Raw genomic sequence first — 18,082 nt, 5'->3', positions numbered from 1 at the left:
TCTAAACTGCTGTTTGCTATTGCAATGCTCTATAATGGGGGTAATCCATGAGCAATACCAAAGAATCACAGCGCGCTGAGCTGCATAAAACGATCTGGCGTATTGCCAATCAGCTGCGTGGCAGCGTCGACGGTTGGGACTTCAAGACCTACGTCCTCGGTATGCTGTTCTACCGCTTTATTTCGGAGAACCTGACGGCCTACCTCGACGCCGAGGAGCGGAAGGCCGGGGAGACTGACTTTGATTACGCCAGCCTCAGCGATGACCGGGCAGAGTTCGGGCGCAAAGAAACGGTGGCTGAAAAGGGATTCTACATTCTGCCTACCGAACTATTCGTCAATGTTCGCGAGAGCGCCGCTGGGGACGAGAATCTGAACGAGACTCTCGCCCGCGTCTTCGCGAACATTGAGGGCTCGGCTATCGGCACCGCCAGCGAGGACGATCTGAAGGGCTTGTTCGAAGACCTCGACGTCAACAGTGGAAAGCTCGGGCCCACGGTGGCGAAGCGCAATGAACGGCTCACCAACCTGCTCGAGGCTATCGGCGACCTGAACCTTGGTGGCGAATTCACCGAGAACACCATCGATGCCTTCGGTGATGCCTACGAGTACCTGATGACTATGTACGCCTCCAGCGCCGGCAAGTCTGGCGGTGAGTTTTTTACGCCGCAAGAGGTCAGTGAGCTGTTGGCCCGCATCACCGTCGTCGGTAAGACGGCGGTTAACAAGGTCTACGACCCGGCCTGCGGCTCAGGATCATTGCTGCTGCAATTCGCCAAAGTACTCGGCAAGGACAACGTCCGCCAGGGCTTCTACGGCCAGGAAATCAACCTGACCACCTACAACCTAGCCCGCATCAATATGTTCCTGCACGACGTCAACTACGAACAGTTCGACCTGGCACACGGCGATACGCTGATTGACCCCGCCCACTGGGATGACGAGCCGTTTGAGGCGATCGTCTCGAATCCGCCCTACTCCATAAATTGGGAGGGCGACAGTAACTCGCTGCTCATCAACGATCCACGCTATGCGCCGGCTGGCGTCCTGGCACCGAAGTCGAAGGCTGATCTGGCCTTCACGATGCACATGCTGCACTGGCTTGCCGTCAACGGCACTGCAGCGATCGTCGAGTTCCCAGGCGTGCTCTACCGTGGCGGAGCCGAAAAAAAGATTCGGCAGTACCTCATCGACAACAACTACGTCGACGCGGTTATCCAGTTACCGCCAGACCTGTTCTTCGGTACAGGTATTGCGACCTGTGTCCTCGTGCTCAAGAAGTCGAAAACAGACAATGCGGTACTGTTCATTGATGCATCCGCCGAGTTCGTGCATCCGGGAAACAAAAATAAGCTCACTGCTGCGAACCAGCAGCGGATCCTTGATGCCTTCACGGCTCGCGAAGACGTTAATCACTTCACAAAGCTCGTACCCTTTGAGGACATCAAGGCGAATGACTACAACCTCGCGGTCACCTCGTATGTCGAGGCCGAACACACCGGCGAGATAGTCGATATCGACGCACTCAATGCGGAGATTGCGAGCATAGTCGAGCGCCAGGGCGGGCTGCGCACGCAGATCGACGCCATTGTCGCCGAGCTGAAGAGCGCTTCGTGAGCGCGATCGACGACCTGATCGCCCTGCACTGCTCGGATGGTGTGCAGTATGCCGCCCTGGGGGACGTTGGTACGATTTTTGGTGGCCTAACCGGAAAGTCAAAGGCAGACTTTACCGGCGGGAAATCTCGCTACGTATCTTATGTGAATGCATTCAACAACATGGACGTGAATATTGGGGCCGACGACTTCGTTCGGATTGCGCCTGGCGAGAAGCAGCGCACGTTGGCCCGAGGTGACGTCATCTTCACCGCGTCCTCTGAGACGCCCGAAGAGGTTGGCATGTCGTCAGTAATTACTGACGAGGTCAGCGAGCCGCTGTATCTCAACAGCTTCTGTATCGGTTACCGGCTTGATGACGTCAGTATTCTCGAACCCGATTTCGCGAAATATTTGTTTAGGTCGTCGGGACTAAGAATGCAGATCGTTCGCACTGCGAGTGGCGTCACGCGCTACAACGTCTCAAAGACGCGCCTCGCGAAGGTGCGATTCCCGATTCCGCCCGTCGAGGTACAAAAGGAGATTGTCCGCATCCTCGACCTATCTACGTCACTGAACGTGCAGCTCGAAGGCGAGCTAGCGGCAGAGCTGGCGGCGCGGCGACACCAATTCGTGCACTTCCGAAGCGCGCTGCTCTCGTTCCAAGATGACGTTGAGTGGTCGACGCTGGATCGACTTGCCGGAAACCGTGACTCACGGCGCAGACCTGTTACTAAAGCCGCGCGGCAGCCTGGTGAGATTCCCTACTACGGCGCATCCGGAGTTGTCGATTATGTCAGTGAATACATTTTTGACGGAGACTATCTTCTTGTGTCCGAAGACGGGGCGAACCTCCTCGCCCGGTCGACGCCGATAGCCTTCTCGATCTCAGGGAAGACCTGGGTCAATAATCACGCTCACATTCTGGAATTCGACGCGTACGCAAAGCGTCGATTCGTTGAGCTATATCTCAATTCCATTGACCTCTCACCGTACATTACGGGCAGTGCGCAGCCGAAGCTAAACCAGTCGAATCTAAATCGAATCCCTATCCCTAGTCCACCACTGTCGGAACAGGAACGGATTGTCGCCATTCTCGACAACTATTCTGCATTGGTGGACGATCTCTCGATTTGCCTGCGTGCTGAGCGCGGCGCCCGGCGCAAACAGTATGAGCATTATCGCGACAAGCTGCTTACCTTCGAGGAGGCCGTGGCGTGACTGGCCAGGGCCCGGTTCGTTACGAGCCGATCGCGGTTAGTGCCGAGAGCACAGTCGTCGCCGAATTCATCCCGGACACTGCATCGGCGAGCTCGTACCAGTCCGAAGCTGACCTGGAGCGCGAACTAATCAAGCTCTTGCAATCGCAGGCCTACGACTACCTGCCGATTGCGACCGAGACGCAGCTCGTCACCAACCTGCGCTCGCAGCTTGAGACCCTGAACGCGATCGCCTTCTCGGACGCCGAGTGGAAGCGCTTCTTTTCCGAGAAGATCGCCGGCGCGAACGAGGGCATCGTCGAGAAGACGGTGCGCATCCAGGAGGACCATGTTCAGGTTCTGCAACGCGACGACGGCTCGACCAAGAACGTCAAGCTGATCGACAAAGCGAGCATCCACAACAACCGCCTGCAGGTCATCAACCAGTACGAGATCAGTCAGGGCGACGGCGGCGCCGCCCGCTCCAACCGTTACGACGTCACGGTCCTGGTCAACGGCCTACCAATGGTGCACATCGAGCTGAAGCGGCGCGGCATCGACATCCGTGAGGCCTTCAATCAGATCGACCGGTACCAGCGCGACAGCTTCTGGGCTGGCTCGGGGCTGTTCGAGTACGTCCAGCTGTTCGTAATCAGCAACGGCACGCTGACCAAGTACTACTCCAACACCACCCGGCGGCAGCACCTCAGCGCGAGCGCCGGTGCCAAGCGCGGCCGCAAGACCTCGAATTCCTTCGAGTTCACCTCCTGGTGGGCCGACGCCACAAACCGGCCTATCCAGGACCTGACCGGCTTCACCCAGACGTTCTTCACTAAGCACTCGCTGCTCAATGTCCTGACAAAATACTGCGTGCTGACGGCCGACCGGCTGCTGCTAGTGATGCGGCCGTACCAAATCGTGGCCACTGAGCGGATCCTGCAGAAGATCGCGGTCTCCACCAACTACAAGCAGCTTGGGAGCCTGGCGGCTGGCGGCTATGTCTGGCATACCACCGGCTCCGGCAAGACGCTGACCAGCTTTAAGTCGGCCCAACTGGCCTCGAAGTTGCCGCAGGTGGAGAAGGTGCTGTTCGTGGTCGACCGCAAGGACCTCGACTACCAGACGATGCGCGAGTACGACCGCTTCGAGAAGGGTGCGGCCAACTCCAACACCTCAACTGCGGTGCTAAAGAAGCAGTTGGAAAACCCCAGTGCCAAGATCATCATCACCACGATTCAAAAGCTGTCCAACTTTATCAACGGCAACAAGGGCCATGCCGTCTACAACGGCCACATCGTGATCATCTTTGACGAATGTCACCGGTCGCAGTTCGGCGACATGCACACCGATATCACGCAGGCCTTCAAGCGCTACAACCTATTCGGTTTTACCGGAACGCCGATCTTCGCGGTCAACGCCAGCAGCAGCGGCAACGCCAAACTGCGCACCACGGCCCAGGCCTTCGGTTGCTTCCTACACGGTGACCCCAGCACCTGCCCACCCGAGCAGCACCTGATGGCCGCCCACACCTACACGATCGTCGATGCCATCAACGACAAGAACGTTCTGCCCTTCCGGATCGACTACGTCAACACCATCAAGCTGCCGGAGGGCCTGACCGACAAGCAGGTCGCGGCCATCGACACCGAGCGGGCGCTGCTGGCCCCGGAGCGGCTGCGCCAGGTGGCGGCCTACACGCTCGAGCACTTCGACCAGAAGACCAAGCGGGCCCAGCACTACGCCCTGGCCGGCAAGCGGGTCCGCGGCTTCAACGCCCTGTTCGCCACCGCCTCGATCGAGGCCGCCAAGCGCTACTACGCGGAGTTTGAATCTCAGCAGCAGGACGCGACGCCGGACCGCCGGCTGAAGGTCGGCATCGTCTACTCCTACGCCGCCAATGAGGAGGTCGGCAACGACTACCTCGACGACGAAGGCTTCGACACGGGTGCGCTGGACCATTCGTCCCGTGACTTCCTCGATAGCGCGATCCAGGACTACAACGCCATGTTTGGCACCAGCTTCGACACCTCGTCCGACAAGTTCCAGAACTACTATAAGGATCTGTCGGAGCGGCTGAAGAAGCGCCAGATCGATCTGGTCATCGTGGTCAACATGTTCCTGACTGGCTTCGACGCCACGACCCTCAACACGCTGTTCGTCGACAAGCGCCTGATTAACCATGGCCTGATCCAGGCATTCTCTCGGACCAACCGCATCCTGAACTCGGTCAAGACCTACGGCAATATCGTCTCGTTCCGTAACCTGGAGGACGAGACGAACGACGCCATCGCCCTGTTTGGTAACAAGGAAGCCCGCGGCATTGTCCTACTCCAGCCGTTTGGCGACTACTATGCCGAATACACCGAGCGGGCCCAGGAACTGCTCGACCAGTTCCCGATCGGTGAGCCGATCATCGGAGAGGTCGCCCAGAAAGAATTCATCGCCCTCTTCGGGGCCATCTTGCGGGTGCAGAACATCCTGACGGCCTTCGATGAGTTCGCCGGCAATGAACTGCTGACCGAGCGCCAGGGCCAGGACTACCGCAGTATCTACCTCAACCTGTACGCCGACTTCCGCAAGGCGGGAGACAGTGAGAAGGAGTCGATCAACGACGACATCGTTTTTGAGATCGAGCTCATCAAGCAGGTCGAGATCAACGTCGACTACATCCTGATGCTCGTCCAAAAGCTGCGCGAGGCCCGGGGCAACGGCACGGATAAGGAAGTCGAGGCCGCGGCCCAGATCCGCCGCGCCGTCGATGGCAGCTTGGCGCTGCGAAACAAGAAGGACCTCATCCTCGACTTCGTCGACCGCGTGTCAGCTAGCGGCGAAATTGACGAGCAGTGGCGCAGCTTCGTTGAGGCCCGGCGCACGGCTGAGCTTGAGGCCATCATCGGCGACGAAGGCCTCAAGCCAGCGGAGGCCCGAGCCTTCGTCGATCACGCCTTCCGCGACGGGGCCATCCCGACCTCCGGCACCGCCGTCACCAGGATCCTGCCGCCGGTGTCGCGCTTCGCGCCTGATGGCGGCCACGGCGAGACCAAGCGGCGCGTGCTGGCCCGGCTCGGTGCCTTCTTCGAGCGCTTCCTTGATCTGTCCTCCGAGCGGTGAGGCATTGCGATGACTGACCACAGTGCGGCTGGTGGCAATGCCCCTCCCCGGACAAACCCCCTGTGGGCCGAGACGGACCGGCTGCGGAACGAGGGCCCGATCGAGGTCTTCCGAGTTCTCGCCAAGGCCACGGAGCGCGGCATCGCCATTGACTGGCGTGACGTGACGGATCTAGCCGCGGCGGCCGGCAAGCGGGGCTTCGGGCGGCCGCGCTACCTGCTCGACTTCTTGGCGGCGCTTGCTCAGCGGCTAGCACCGGTCTCGATCATCGACCCCTACGTCACCTCGCCGTTGCCTCTGGCGGCCCTTGCCAACGGCGGTGCAGCGCGGGTCGCTGGCATCGTCCCTCATGACGACACGTTCGAAGCCGGCAAGCTGATACTGCCGGGCGCCGACTGGCAGCTTGGCGATCCCCTGGCGGCGCTATCTGGCGAAGCGCTGGACCGCTACGAGCTGGTCTGGCTGGGGCCGCCTATAGGCCTTCGGCTGCCCACGCACGGTCCCGCAGTCGTGACGCCAGCCGCTGTGAACGACGTGGCCGGCGCCATGCTGTGGCAGGCGCGGCAGCTCGTCGCCCCGCATGGGCGGTTGATCTACCAGACGGCTGACAACTGGTTTGGGGACCAAGGGATGGCACTGCGCCGGGCGCTAGCCGATGCTGGCCTGTACCTAACGGCGGTGGTGTCTGTTGAGGCTGGCTTTGCTCCGGCTTCAGGCATCCCGTCGTCCCTGGCCGTCTTCGAGGGTGAAGCTACCGCGGATCTGTTTGTGGCACGCCTGGATGCCCGGACGCCGGTGGCGCGCCTCATCGATCAACTGCTGGCTCGGCGACCGGACCGAGAGCAGTCGTCGCTCGGCGCGCTCACCTCTTTCGATTACCGCGGCTGGGCGCCCTACCTTCTAAACCGCGAGCTGGCCGACGCGTTCGCCGCTGACGAGTTGCAATCGGTCGGCGAACTGGGAATCGTGCGAAATCTCAACTTGCGCCCCGATCAGCCCTACGAGGCGCCGCCGAACGCGCTGTTCGTGCCGACGCTTGGCGCTGGTGAAGTTTGGACGACCCCGCCCGAGGTGACCGGTCAGCGGCCGTACCGGTTGATCGAAGTCGAACTCGACCCGGCCAAGGCGCGCTCGGAGTACGTCGCCTCACTGTTGTCCAGTCCGGTCGGCAAGCGGCTGCGCGAAGCCGTCGCCACGGGCAGCACCATTCCGAATTTAAAGGCGGCAGCACTGGCCGGCATCCGCATCCCGCTGCCGCCTGTCGCCGCCCAGGACGAAGTGATCCGGGCCGCCGCGCATCTCGCCAGCATGGAAGCGACGATTGGCCGGTTGCGCGGCGACCTATGGCGCCACCCGGAAGCCGCCACCCGTGTCGTCGAGCGGCTGGAGCGGGCGGCCAAGGCCGACCCGGTCAAGCGCTGGCTGGAGTCCTTGCCGTACCCGCTGGCCTCGGTCCTGCAGCGTTACGTCGCTCAGCGCGACACGGAGGCCCGCGTCCAGAGCCTGATCAACTTCTTCGAGGCGACGGCTCAGTTCGGCTGTGCCGTCTTGCTAAGCGTCTTTCAAGCGGATCTCGGCTTGTTCACGGAGGTCCAGCCGGACCTGATCAAGGCCGCCCCGCCAGGTCGCCAGTTACTCGACCGCGCGGACTTCGCCTTGTGGCTTGGCCTTGGGCCGACCTTGGCCCGCCACGTGCGCCGGCTTGCCGGCGATACGGCGCAGCGCGATGCCCTGGAGCGGGCGACCGGACCGGCCGGCGAGCTAGTGCGTCGCTTGGCGGACAAGACGCTATGGACGCGGCTGCACCAGGCACGCGTCGTGCGTAATCAGCGGTCCCACGGCGGCGTGACGTCGGCGGCCCAACTCGACAGCTGGCTCAGCTCCCTGGAAACGCTGCTCAGCGAGGTGGAGCAGGCGCTTGGCACCGCCTTCGAAGATGTTGACCTCGTGCTGGCCGCAGAAGGGCGCTTCAAGCACGGTCTTCATACCTACAGTCGCGCGCAGCGGCTCCGGGGCGCCAACGCGTCCTTCGAGGAGTTCGAGGTACGCACCCGCCAGCCGATGGAGAGCGAGCAGTTGAGCTTCGTTGCCCGGGAGGCGCCGATCAGCTCGGTGCTCAAGCTGGTGCCACTGGTGCGTATCGGCGCAACCACCAGCAAAACCAAGAATGCCGTCTACTTCTTTGAGTCACGGCAGGCAGGTGCGGTCTCCTATGTGTCGTATCACTTCGAGGATGAGCCGCGCATCCAGGTCCAGGATGCGGACCTTGAGAACCTTGCGCAGCAATTCACTAGTGCTGACGGGCCGGCGCGCCCGCGATAGGTAGGCATCGGCCATATAGGCAGGCACCCCGGGAGGGCGGGTAGCTGGCGAAGGCTGACGGCTACCACGTCTGGGAGACGTGTGGCGGCCGTTGCCGCGAGCGCGGTGCCTCGTGCACGCCTGGCGTAGCTCCTGCATCGACACCGCCCACTGCGAGCAAACGGGTCGGGCGCTTCAGCCTCTGCCTAGACTAGATGGTCCGGGCTGCGCTCCTACAAGGGGCGGATGGCCGTCGCCAGAGGTCAGCGCCGGGTGTTCCTCGACGACCAGCCGACCGCCGCCCATGAGCACGCGGCGGCGCTGTTCGAGGAGCTGGCCGGCGCCCGCGGCGTGAACTACACGCGGGCGCCGTCGGGCAGGCTGCTGCGGCTGGTGGGTCGAGCAAGACGGACCCCGTGCGCGCACTGACTGTTGGAGGGCTGCCAGGTCGTGCACCTGGCCGCCCACGTCGGACAGCTGGAGTGCCGGCCGTGCTCGGTGCAGACGGCGAGGGCGCTCGCCGGCTCACTGGACGCGGCACGGTGCGAGGTGCGCCGGGGGCGAGCGACGCTGGAGCTGTTCGCCTCCGTGCTGGGCACGCTGCTTTTCACCGGCCGGTGCTGCGCTGGGTGCCGCCCGACGGTGTACGGGGACGCGGCGTGCCGGACGGGGTGCAGTCAGTGGACCGGTGGCTCCCCGGCCGACCTGGGGCGCCGCAGCAAGTAGCTGGTCGCCATGACGACGCCACCTGCCTGGTCGGGCGTCGGCGGCCCCATGACCTCCCAGCCGTCCTCGGAAAGGGCGTCCAGGGCTTGCATCACGTGGCGGGGACCGACGCCGTCGGTTGCGACGGTCGCCCCGCCCGCGGTATGGAATGTGAGTTCGAGGGGCGCGGTGGTCAAGCGGAGGGTGCCGTGCTCCCAGGTCTGCATGGGTCGCACGGTAGGCGCCGCCCATGCCGAGCAACGCACCTGTCGGCGTTACCGCCGCGGCGCCTCGCGCTGGGTCAGGTGCGTGGCCCCGATCGTGATGGCCACGACCGATGGGATCAGGACGAGCGGGGTTACGTCGTGCGCGGTGATCAGCCAGTAGGCGAGCACGCCGAAGACCAAGCCAACGAGGAGCAGGGCCAGGCTGGCTACGTCCAGGCGACGGTGACTAGTCGTCGTTGTCACGCGCGGCCTTCCTGTGACTCTCGACCTTCAGGACGGTCCACGTGGTCGTCGTCCGTCCGTTCTTCACGACGGTATCGCGGCGCACCGTCAGTTTGAAGATGTCGTCCTGGCTGATCGCCAGGCCGCGGGCGACGCGTCGGAGGAAGTCCTCGTCCTCGACCGTTGCCGACCGCTTCTCGTCCGCGGTCTTGACCCTCCACTTCGTCGGGTCGTCGAAGTCGATGGCCGACATCCGGGCTTCGGTCTCGAAGACGTCGTGGGTCTCCGTGACCTCATCCTCGGGCCGGGCGGCGTTGTAGTCGGGCCTGGTGAGCGTGAACGACGTTGCATCCTGCGTCGCTGCGTCCGCCTCGTCCGCTGCGGGTTCCGGCTCACTCGTCACCTCGAGTGCTGAGATCCGTTCGTCGCTCAACGGCGTCATGATCTGGCGGAGTTGCTTCTTGCGCCGCCGCTTGTTCTTCTTCAACGCGTCCCACGCGCGCGCAGGGATCTCGTCCACGGTGTCGTCCTGCCAGACGACCTTCACGTTGCCGTTCTCCAGGCGGTCGAAGTCCTTGACGTCCGCCCTGACCGACTTCGTCGCCCACCAGAGAACCGTGCCCAGCGACGGCACGCCCATCGCTGTGGCGGTCTCCCAGTTGTCCTGCGCGAAGCGGATGACCTCGATGATGAATGAGCCCTCTTGGGCTGGCCGGACCAGCACCTCCGAGCCGCCGGGTCCGTCGCCGAAGGCCCCAGCCTTCCCGAAGTCGCTAGACAGCTCGACCAACCCCTGAAGCACCTGAGCGACGTGGGCCGCCCGCAGCTCGTGGATCGGGGTGCCATCCTCCTCCGCCCCCACGAAGCGCAGGGTAAGAGAGTCCACATCGTCCGGAAGTGCCGCAGTCATGGGCTGGAAGCTACTTGGCGAGCGCGGGCAGAGCCGCGTGACGGGCGGGCGCATAGCGCCGTCCCCGCCGGCTTGCGTGGGACCGCGCCCGGCCTGAGCTACATCGAGCTCACCGCCTCAATCAACAGCTTGAGCAGCAGTAGGCATGCCTGCGGGTCAATCTTCCAGCGACGGCGACCGGTGAACTGATGGGGCACCATGGCGACCTTCCCCCTCCCGGAGTGCGTCTCCGGTGCTCCCTACGTCTGCGACGGGTGCCGCTCCTGCTCACCGACCCGTTACGTTCCCGGTGTGGCCGACGGGCGGCCTGAGGTGCTTGCGGAGCTCCGTGACGCAGCTGCCGCACGCCGTGCCGCTCGTCGGCGGATCGTCGACCTCACCGCCGAGCACGGGCCCGGTCGCCCGAGCGGGCTCCGGCGTGGACGGCGATCCGCGACAGCAACGAGGGGTCGGCCCTTTATCCGGCAGGCGGTGGCCGCCGGTGCACTCATGGCCGACGTCGCCCGGGCGGGCGGCATCGCCCGCCCCTCGCCTGTACCGGCACCTGCGGCGGTAGCCCCCCGTCGGCCGGGGCAGAGAAGCGGAAGGTGCCTAGGGTTTTCCCCGTGCCCTACCCGCCGCGGCCGCAGCTCCAGCCGCTGCCCGAGTTCGTCGCTACCGCCGTCTCCCGGCCAGACCCTGCGGTGCAAGCCCGGGTCGAGGCGTTCGTGCTGGAGCAGTACGCCGCCGGCCGGTCCCTGCGCGAGATCGCCGAGCTGACCGACCGGTCGTTTTCCGCCGTCCGCAAGATCCTTGACAAGCACCGGGTGCAGCGACGCGACGTCGGCGCCGCACGCATCGACCCCAGACCACCGGTGTAGCGAGGTAACCTCTGCGCGAGCGCTGCTGGCTGTGGGCCGAGCGCAAGTATGGGAAGCGACCGCTGGTCTCCTGCCGAGCGCCTCCCACCGAGCAGCCAGGAGCCATCGTGGCCGCTGCAACCCACCCCTCCCAGCAATCGCACTCTCGTCGCCTAGTGCGGTTCGCGGGACGCTTCGCCGAGCAACTGGCGGCGGGACTTCTGCTTGAGGGGATGCACGCCCTCGCTGCACAGCTTCTTGGCTGACTTTTGTCGGGGCAGTCGTGCGCTCCCGCGCCGGCGCAAGTCGGGGCGGAAGCGCACGGCTCAGTCAAGTTCGGCCAGCAGCCAGCTCGATAGAGCCAACTCGGCCATGCGCTGCTGGCCGCCGGGGGGCTCCCGGTGCGGGAGATGATGCGGCGTCTGTTCGGCGGCCCTCGACGAGGACCGAGCAAAGCAAGCATTCGGGCAACGGAAACGCGATGCCGCGACGCGGCTCTGTTGGCGAACGTCGCGCGTCTGCACGGCAGCAGGCACTCTTTAGGCATTCAATATGACCGTTAATCGCAATTAAAGGTTCGCTCAGTTCAGCACGTATACGACCCCTAACTGCGCTTATCTCCTGTGGTCAACGTGAGCAAACGGACCAAGATCAATTCGCAGGGAAGCGCTGAATGGACGGCTGCCGGCGAGTGGCGGTGAACCACTTCACCAAGCTGGAGAGAGGGTGCGTGCAGCAAATGTCGGCCGAATGGGTGCCACCGCGGTAGCGGGCGCAGGATCCGGACAGAGCGGGTCGCCACGGTTGAGCGCGCCTCCGCCTGTTGACGCCCCGCCCGGCGGAGGCACCCTCGTTCAGAGGCCGGCCTGGCCGACGCCGTACTCGGCCTGCTCAGTGGTGAACTGGTCGCCGTACTGGCTGGATAGCTGCTGCACCAGCCCAGCTTGGGAGGACGACGGCAGCTGCAGTGGCCGCAGGTCATCCCGATGACGGTGTAGGTCTCGGTGCTCATGGGGTCCTCCTGCTGGTGCCGGCGGCGTTCCGGCCGGTGATGTCACAGTCGCGGCCGGTCCTGTCGGCGCGCTGTCTGCCACCGGCCGGGTCCGACGGCCGTGGACAGCGTCCGGACAGTGGTGTTCCGTCTCCTGTACGAGCGGGGTCGGTGGGTGCAGACTTGCGGACTGCCAGTAAGGGGTGCGCCGTGACCGAGGTCGAGTTCCGCCTGCTCGGCGCTATGCAGATGCGAGTCGACGACGACCCAGCGAAGCTGCCCGGGGCGGCCGAGCGCGGCTTGCTCGCCCTGCTACTGCTTTCACCGCGCCGGACCGTCGCCGCCAGCTCGCTCATCGACCGGCTGTGGTCGGAGTCCGCCTTGCCGGCCGACCCGCTGAACGCCCTGCAGCTCCGGGTGTCAAAGCTGCGTCGGGCACTCGCCGCGCAGGACGTTGACGTCATCGTTCGGGAGGCGTCCGGGTACCGCGCCGACGTCGACGCCGACCGTGTGGATCTGCACCGTTTCGTGAGCTTGGTGCAGGCCGCGCGCACCGCCACGCGCGGCACCGCTGCTGGTGACGCGCTGGCTTTGTACGACGGGGCGCTCGGGCTGTGGCGCGGTGATCCGCTCGCTGACTTCGCCGGTCAGGGCTGGGCTTCCGTCGAGGCCGCCCGGTTGGATCAGCTGCGGCAGGCCGCGTTGACCGAGCGGGCCGAGGCGGCCCTGGTGGCGGGCCGGCACGTCGAGGTGGCGGCGGACCTCGAGCCGTTCGTCGCGTTGGACCCCGGGCAGGAGGCGCTCGCCGGTCTGCTGATGACGGCTCTGTATCGCGCCGGGCGGCAGGCGGACGCGCTCGAGGTGTTCGCCCGCACCCGCCGGCACCTCGATCTCGAGCTGGGGCTGCAGCCGTCCGCTGGGCTCCGCAAGGTGCACCAGCGCATCCTCGAGCAGGACGATGCGCTCGCAGCCGTGCCCGCACAGCCGGGTCTGGCTGCAACGGTGCCTGCCGAGCCCGGACCCGCCGCGCGAGGATTGCGGACCCCGGCGGTGGGCCAGGAAGCCGACACCGGACCGAAGCGGACCCTGCCGATCCCTACTTTGCGGTTGATCGGACGCGACGACGAGCTCACGCACCTGAGCGACGCGCTCACCCGTCAGCGCCTCGTCACCTTGGTAGGCCCTGGTGGCGCTGGGAAGACGTCTCTGGCCATGGCCGCTGCGCACCAGCTCCCGACTACTTCGAGCAGCATGTCCATCTGGCCCGTCTCGCGGCGGTGAGCAACCCGGATGACGTGCCTCTGACGGTCGCGGACGCGCTCGGCGTGCCGCTGGACGGTGCCGATCCGAATGCGGCGGTGCGCGCCCGCCTGCTTGCCTATCTCGCCAACCGGCGGCTGCTGTTGGTGCTGGACAACTGCGAGCACGTCATCGACGCGGTCGCCAGGCTCGTCGACGCCATCCTCGGCGCGGCCGAACACGTCACCGTGCTGACAACCAGCCGGGAAGCCCTCGCCGTTCCCGGCGAGGTGCAGGTCAGCGTCGCGCCGCTCGCGGTGCCACCCGAGGGGACACCGGCCGAGCAGGTACTGCAGTTCGCAGCTGCTGCGCTGTTCGTCGAGCGGGCGTCGGCCGTCCGCGCGAGCCTGCTGCCTCTGTCGGAGCCGTACCTGCTGGCGCTGGCGCAGGTCTGCCGGCAGCTCGATGGCATGCCGCTCGCACTCGAACTCGCGGCGGCACGTATGTCGTCGCTGTCGCTGCCGGACCTGGCCGATCGTCTGGGTGACCGCTTCGGGCTGCTCACTAGCGGGCCACGCACCGCAGATGCGCGGCAGCGGACCTTGCGCGCGACCGTCGAGTGGAGTCACGCGCTGCTGTCGGAGCCCGAGCAGCGCACGTTCCGGCGCCTGGCCGTGTTCCACGGCGGCTGGACGCTGGAGGCAGCGGAGGCCGTCGTCGCGGGCGAGGACATCCCCGGCGGTGAGGTGTTCGACGTGCTCGACCACCTGGTCAATCGGTCGATGGTCGTGCTCTGCCCGGCTCGCCGTCGCGCTACCGCATGCTCGAGACGCTTCGGCAGTACGCAGTCGAGCAGCTCGACGCCGTCGGGGAGCGGGACGAGGCGGCTGCCCGGCATGCGACGTACTTCCGGCATGTCGCTGAGCAGGCCGAGCAGGGCCTGCGCGGCCACGGGCAACGGGCGGCGCTGCAACGGCTGCGCAACGAGCAGCCCAACCTGCGTGCCGCATGGACGTGGCTGTCAGCCGACCCGAGTCGGGTCGAAGACGGTCTACGCCTGGCGGGCTCGTTGGCGCTGTTCTGGCACCTGGGACGGCACGTCGAAGGTCGAGAGGTGCTGTCCAGGCTCATCGCCACCCCCGGTGGGAGCCAGCAGGCCCGAGCCCGTGCGCTGCAGGCATTGTCGATCGTCGAGCGTCCACGGGCCTGCCTGGTGCATCCCAGCCCGCGCTGTGCGGAGACGGCGCTGGAGAGCTTGCAGCTGTTCGAGGCCGAGGGTGACGTGCATCGCGCTGCCCTGTCGAAGGTGCTGCTCGCAGTCGAGCTGCTCGACGGCTCGGACGCCGGCCGGTTCGCGCAGCTGCTCGCCGAAGCGGAGGCGCAGTTCACTGCCCAGGCCGACGACTGGGGTCATGCGGTCGTCGCGTTCGTCCGCCTGCAGAACTTCATCCGCCGAGGCGACGAGCCGCGGTCGCGGGCGTTGGGCCGGACCGCGTCGGAGGCGTTCCGCCGGCTTGATGACGCCTGGGGCCTGTCAGCTGTTCTCCTTCATCTGGGGTGGGGGCTGACGGAGTTCGGCCGGTACGCCGAGGCGATACCCGTGCTGGAGCAGGCGATCGAGGTGTCGAGCTCGGCGGGGGTCTTCAACACCGCCCAGTGGGCGTTGTCCGACCTCGGCGTCGCGTTGCTGGCTCTCGGTGAGCGTGAGGCAGCCTCGGCCGCGTTCGACCGAGCTGCGTCTGCATCCGAGGAGGTCGGGGACGCCGCCGGTGTTGTCCTCGCCGGCCTGGGACGGGCGCAGATTGCCCGCATCGACGGGGATGCGACGACGGCCCGGCCGCTGTTCGAGGAGGCGGTGCGCGGCCTGACCCGACTGGGTACTCCGCTGTGGGTCGGTCAGGCACTCGCCGGTGTCGCTTGGTGCGACTGGCGCGAGGGGCTGCTGGACGACGCCGCCGACCGGTACGGGCAGGTGCACGCAGCCGGGGAGCAATACACCGAACCGACCTTGCTCGCGATCGGCCTGGAGGGTCTGGCGCGCGTGGCCGCATCCGTGAATCAGTGGGACCAGGCGCAGGAGCGGCTGAGCAGTGCCGCCGAGGTTCGGCAGGCGTCGGCGCGACCCGCACCGCCGCACGAGCAGGCTGAGCTCGACGACTTGTGGGGTCAGGTCGGCGATGCAGTCGGTGCGGCCGGTCGGCTGGGCGCGCCTCCTGTCTCGGGGGACGTGGCGAAGTCCGGGCAGCTCACGTCGCAGTAGTCGGCGCTGCGTCCACAACCCGCGCGGTGTAGTGGGAGCCGGCGAACACGGCCAGGACATCGGCGACGGTCATGGTGCCGCCGAGGACGACTGTGCCGGTCCTCGCGTCGGCCGTGATGGTCTGGACGCCGGCGACGTCACGGAGCCAGCCGGTCACCTCGCGCACACAGTGCCTGCACCGCATCGAGCCGACCGACAGCCTGACCTCGAGCATCGCGCTCACCTTTGTCCAGCGGGCGTTCCTCTGACGCCACCCAAGGTGCGTTGCTGCGCTGTCCGTCCGCTGTCCACCGACGCGACCCGGGACAGCGCCCGCCACGAGGGCGTCGTCGCGGGCGCCGACGGCCACGAAGCTCATGCGCGGCGACAGCACGGTCCGCGGAAGACGTATCCAGCCCGAAAGGCGTGGCGACAGGGTCAGTACGGATCTCGAGGGCCGCAGCTGTCGCGGGTGAGCCGTGGCGAGGACGACAGAGCGAGGACAGCGGCAGGACAGAAGGGCACATGACTCTGCGTCTCGACAGCCACCGCCGGCTGTCCTTCGCAGAAGACAGGAACCGTCATGACAACCACCGCACCCGCGGCGAGTTCGACGAGCAGCCGGCGCTGGCTCGCTCTCGCGCTCATCGCCGCCGCTCAGTTCATGGTCATCATGGACACTTCGATCATCGGCGTTGCCTTGCCGAAGATGCAGGCCGATCTCGGCTTCGACCCGCAGGACCTCAGCTGGGTGTTCAACACCTACGTGATCTTGTTCGGCGGTCTGCTGCTGCTCGGCGGGCGGCTGTCCGACCTGTTCGGCGCCCGCCGGATCTTCACCACGGGCTGGGCGATCCTCGGTGTCGGGTCGCTCGTCGCCGGCCTGGCCGACGGCGTCGCGGTCGAGCTGACTGGCCGCGCGATCCAGGGCGCCGGCTCGGCGCTCATCGCTCCGGCCGCGCTCACCCTGCTGTTCCAGGTGTTCGGCGGCAGTAACGAGTTCCCGAAGGCCCTCGCCCTGTACGGCGCGGCCGCACCTGCCGGCGGCACCGCTGGCGTCTTCCTCGGCGGCGTCCTCACCGAATACGCGTCGTGGCCGTGGGTGTTCTTCATCAACATCCCGGTCGCCGCTGTCGTCCTGCTGCTGACCCGTTCGGTCATGCCCGCCGGGAAGACCGGCCGCGGCTCGCTCGACCTCGCCGGTGCAACCACCGCCACGCTCGGCCTCGGCGCGGTCGTCTTCGCGATCGTCCGCGCCCCGGAGGCTGGCTGGACGTCTGCCAGCACGCTCCTTGCCGGCCTCGGCGGCCTCGCGCTCCTGGGTGTGTTCGTCGCGCTGCAGGCCACGCTCCGTCAGCCGCTGATGCGCCTGGGCATCTTCCGCGCACCGAACCTCGCCGCTGCCAACGTCGCACAGTTGCTTCTCGGAGCCGCCTGGATCCCGATGTTCTTCTTCGTGAACCTGTACCTGCAGCAGATCCTCGGCCTGGGTGCCTTCGCCTCCGGCGCCGCACTGCTGCCGCTGACCGTCACGATCATGATCGGAATGGTCGCGGTCGCCCCCAGGCTCATCGCCCGTTTTGGCCCGAACGCGATGACCGTCTCGGGTCTCGCGACGCTGGCCGCTGGCCTGGTGTGGCTGTCGTTCATCGACGCCGACGGCAGCTTCGTCGTAGATGTGCTGCCTGCGTCGCTGGTGACCGCGGCCGGCATGGCGATGGCGTTCATCCCCTCGCTCGGTACCGCGCTGTCGTCTGCGGCGCCGGAGGAGGGCGGCCTGGCCGCCGGGATCGTCAACACCAGCTACCAGATCGGCTCCGCGCTGGGCCTGGCCGCGATGACCGCGGTCGCAGCTGCGTTCGGTGCCGACGAGGCCGGCAACCTGGCCGAGCTCACCAACGGGTTCTCCGCCGCTCTGCTCGGCGCCGCCGGCATCGCCGCCGTCGGTGCGGTCCTCGCCGCCGTGCTGCTGCAGAAGCCCGCCGCCAGCCCGGCCGCTGACCGCACCGACAGCAAGCTCGTCGACGCCTAGCGCCACCTCACGCCCTGCGGCACTACCCGGCTGGCGCGGTCACACCTGGCGGCCGCGCCAGCCAGCCGACCCCGCCGCCAGTCCAGACGCCCGTTGTCCCTGGGCCGCTTTGCCCTCCCACGACCCTCACCCCGGCTCAACCACTTGGAGCTGTCATGGAAACAACCGGACACAACGCCGAGCGCAAGCCGCACCGTCGCCAGGCTGGCGGGCAGCGTCGACCTGGTGCTTACCGGCGGCGGCTGGTGGAGTGCCCAAGCGTGGCCTCCCGAGCCGATCACCGATCGGTGGGGGCGCGACAGCGCTCACCGGGCACGTCAGACCGCCGCGCAGCTCGCCCCCCTCGTGGGCGCGCCAGTCGTGCCGAGGTGAGGGGACGTGCCACGAGTGCAGCTACCTGGACCCGCGCGACCCCTGCAGTGCAGGAAGGGAGTGCATCGTGACTGTCACTCCGGCGACGCCCGCCCCCATCC

14 protein-coding genes are annotated in these 18,082 nt (G+C 66.2%); 9 read left to right on the top strand and 5 right to left on the bottom strand.

The window, feature by feature from the left end:
* The first annotated feature begins 47 nt into the window (after window positions 1–47).
* From FHL79_RS05825 to FHL79_RS05805, 5 genes are all read left to right on the top strand, one after another.
* Window positions 48–1,616 carry a type I restriction-modification system subunit M gene (locus FHL79_RS05825; protein WP_138757677.1) on the top strand — a complete coding sequence of 523 codons (1,569 nt, stop codon included), beginning with the start codon at window positions 48–50 and terminating at the stop codon, window positions 1,614–1,616.
* Window positions 1,613–2,815 carry a restriction endonuclease subunit S gene (locus FHL79_RS05820; RefSeq protein ID WP_138757676.1) on the top strand — a complete coding sequence of 401 codons (1,203 nt, stop codon included), beginning with the start codon at window positions 1,613–1,615 and terminating at the stop codon, window positions 2,813–2,815. Before FHL79_RS05825 ends, FHL79_RS05820 begins: the two co-directional genes overlap by 4 nt.
* Complete coding sequence (locus tag FHL79_RS05815; RefSeq protein ID WP_138757675.1) at window positions 2,812–5,904, top strand: type I restriction endonuclease subunit R; 3,093 nt, start codon at window positions 2,812–2,814, stop codon at window positions 5,902–5,904. The genes FHL79_RS05820 and FHL79_RS05815 overlap by 4 nt, the downstream gene beginning before the upstream one ends.
* A gap of 9 nt (window positions 5,905–5,913) precedes the next feature.
* On the top strand, window positions 5,914–8,226 hold the full coding sequence (locus FHL79_RS05810; protein WP_138757674.1) for a hypothetical protein: 2,313 nt from the start codon (window positions 5,914–5,916) through the stop codon (window positions 8,224–8,226).
* 225 nt (window positions 8,227–8,451) lie between these two features.
* The gene (locus FHL79_RS05805; protein ID WP_138757673.1) at window positions 8,452–8,634 is read left to right on the top strand and encodes a hypothetical protein; all 183 of its coding nucleotides are present in this window, start codon (window positions 8,452–8,454) and stop codon (window positions 8,632–8,634) included.
* A 248-nt stretch (window positions 8,635–8,882) separates the two neighbouring features.
* Here the strand turns inward: FHL79_RS05805 and FHL79_RS05800 are convergent, their stop codons facing one another.
* From FHL79_RS05800 to FHL79_RS05790, 3 genes are read right to left on the bottom strand one after another with little or no spacing between them, the layout of a single operon-like run.
* A complete protein-coding gene (locus FHL79_RS05800; RefSeq protein ID WP_138757672.1) occupies window positions 8,883–9,137 on the bottom strand; it encodes a hypothetical protein in 255 nt (84 codons plus the stop codon).
* Window positions 9,138–9,185: 48 nt separating this feature from the next.
* Entirely contained in the window at window positions 9,186–9,380 is a 195-nt protein-coding gene (locus FHL79_RS05795; protein ID WP_138757671.1) for a hypothetical protein, read from the bottom strand.
* A complete protein-coding gene (locus FHL79_RS05790) occupies window positions 9,364–10,269 on the bottom strand; it encodes an LAPAL motif-containing putative phage structural protein (protein ID WP_138757670.1) in 906 nt (301 codons plus the stop codon). Before FHL79_RS05790 ends, FHL79_RS05795 begins: the two co-directional genes overlap by 17 nt.
* Window positions 10,270–10,874: 605 nt before the next feature.
* Between FHL79_RS05790 and FHL79_RS05785 the strand changes: the two genes are divergently transcribed.
* Window positions 10,875–11,129, top strand: a complete 255-nt coding sequence (locus FHL79_RS05785) for a helix-turn-helix domain-containing protein (protein WP_138757669.1) — start codon at window positions 10,875–10,877, stop codon at window positions 11,127–11,129.
* Between the two features lie 833 nt (window positions 11,130–11,962).
* On the opposite strand, the gene FHL79_RS26400 is transcribed toward FHL79_RS05785, so the two are convergent.
* Window positions 11,963–12,166: an Ltp family lipoprotein gene (locus FHL79_RS26400; RefSeq protein WP_171058039.1), complete on the bottom strand. Its 204-nt coding sequence runs from the start codon at window positions 12,164–12,166 to the stop codon at window positions 11,963–11,965.
* Between the two features lie 143 nt (window positions 12,167–12,309).
* Between FHL79_RS26400 and FHL79_RS05775 the strand changes: the two genes are divergently transcribed.
* Both FHL79_RS05775 and FHL79_RS05770 read left to right on the top strand, forming a co-directional pair.
* Window positions 12,310–13,380 (top strand): AfsR/SARP family transcriptional regulator, encoded by a 1,071-nt coding sequence (locus tag FHL79_RS05775; RefSeq protein WP_171058038.1) that lies wholly within the window; start codon window positions 12,310–12,312, stop codon window positions 13,378–13,380.
* A gap of 778 nt (window positions 13,381–14,158) precedes the next feature.
* Window positions 14,159–15,598, top strand: coding sequence for a hypothetical protein (locus FHL79_RS05770; protein WP_138757667.1), 1,440 nt, complete (start codon window positions 14,159–14,161; stop codon window positions 15,596–15,598).
* Here the strand turns inward: FHL79_RS05770 and FHL79_RS05765 are convergent.
* A complete protein-coding gene (locus FHL79_RS05765) occupies window positions 15,585–15,956 on the bottom strand; it encodes a heavy-metal-associated domain-containing protein (protein ID WP_138757666.1) in 372 nt (123 codons plus the stop codon). The genes FHL79_RS05770 and FHL79_RS05765 overlap by 14 nt on opposite strands.
* A 204-nt stretch (window positions 15,957–16,160) precedes the next feature.
* Here FHL79_RS05765 and FHL79_RS05760 point away from each other — a divergent pair, with 204 nt between their 5' ends.
* Complete coding sequence (locus FHL79_RS05760; RefSeq protein ID WP_138757665.1) at window positions 16,161–17,609, top strand: MFS transporter; 1,449 nt, start codon at window positions 16,161–16,163, stop codon at window positions 17,607–17,609.
* Window positions 17,610–18,082: the final 473 nt, after the last annotated feature.

The organism is Modestobacter altitudinis, from assembly GCF_005930475.1.
In the GTDB taxonomy this organism is placed as follows: domain Bacteria; phylum Actinomycetota; class Actinomycetes; order Mycobacteriales; family Geodermatophilaceae; genus Modestobacter; species Modestobacter altitudinis.
This window is presented reverse-complemented; position numbering and strand designations above follow the sequence as displayed.

Bases quoted from the DNA above. Each gene is read 5' to 3' on its own strand.
- FHL79_RS05825 (WP_138757677.1), top strand. From the start codon at position 48: ATGAGCAATACCAAAGAATCACAGCGCGCTGAGCTGCATAAAACGATC.
- FHL79_RS05810 (WP_138757674.1), top strand. From the start codon at position 5,914: ATGACTGACCACAGTGCGGCTGGTGGCAATGCCCCTCCCCGGACAAAC.
- FHL79_RS05805 (WP_138757673.1), top strand. From the start codon at position 8,452: ATGGCCGTCGCCAGAGGTCAGCGCCGGGTGTTCCTCGACGACCAGCCG.
- FHL79_RS05800 (WP_138757672.1), bottom strand. From the start codon at position 9,137: ATGCAGACCTGGGAGCACGGCACCCTCCGCTTGACCACCGCGCCCCTC.
- FHL79_RS05790 (WP_138757670.1), bottom strand. From the start codon at position 10,269: ATGACTGCGGCACTTCCGGACGATGTGGACTCTCTTACCCTGCGCTTC.
- FHL79_RS05770 (WP_138757667.1), top strand. From the start codon at position 14,159: ATGCTCGAGACGCTTCGGCAGTACGCAGTCGAGCAGCTCGACGCCGTC.
- FHL79_RS05765 (WP_138757666.1), bottom strand. From the start codon at position 15,956: ATGAGCTTCGTGGCCGTCGGCGCCCGCGACGACGCCCTCGTGGCGGGC.
- FHL79_RS05760 (WP_138757665.1), top strand. From the start codon at position 16,161: ATGACAACCACCGCACCCGCGGCGAGTTCGACGAGCAGCCGGCGCTGG.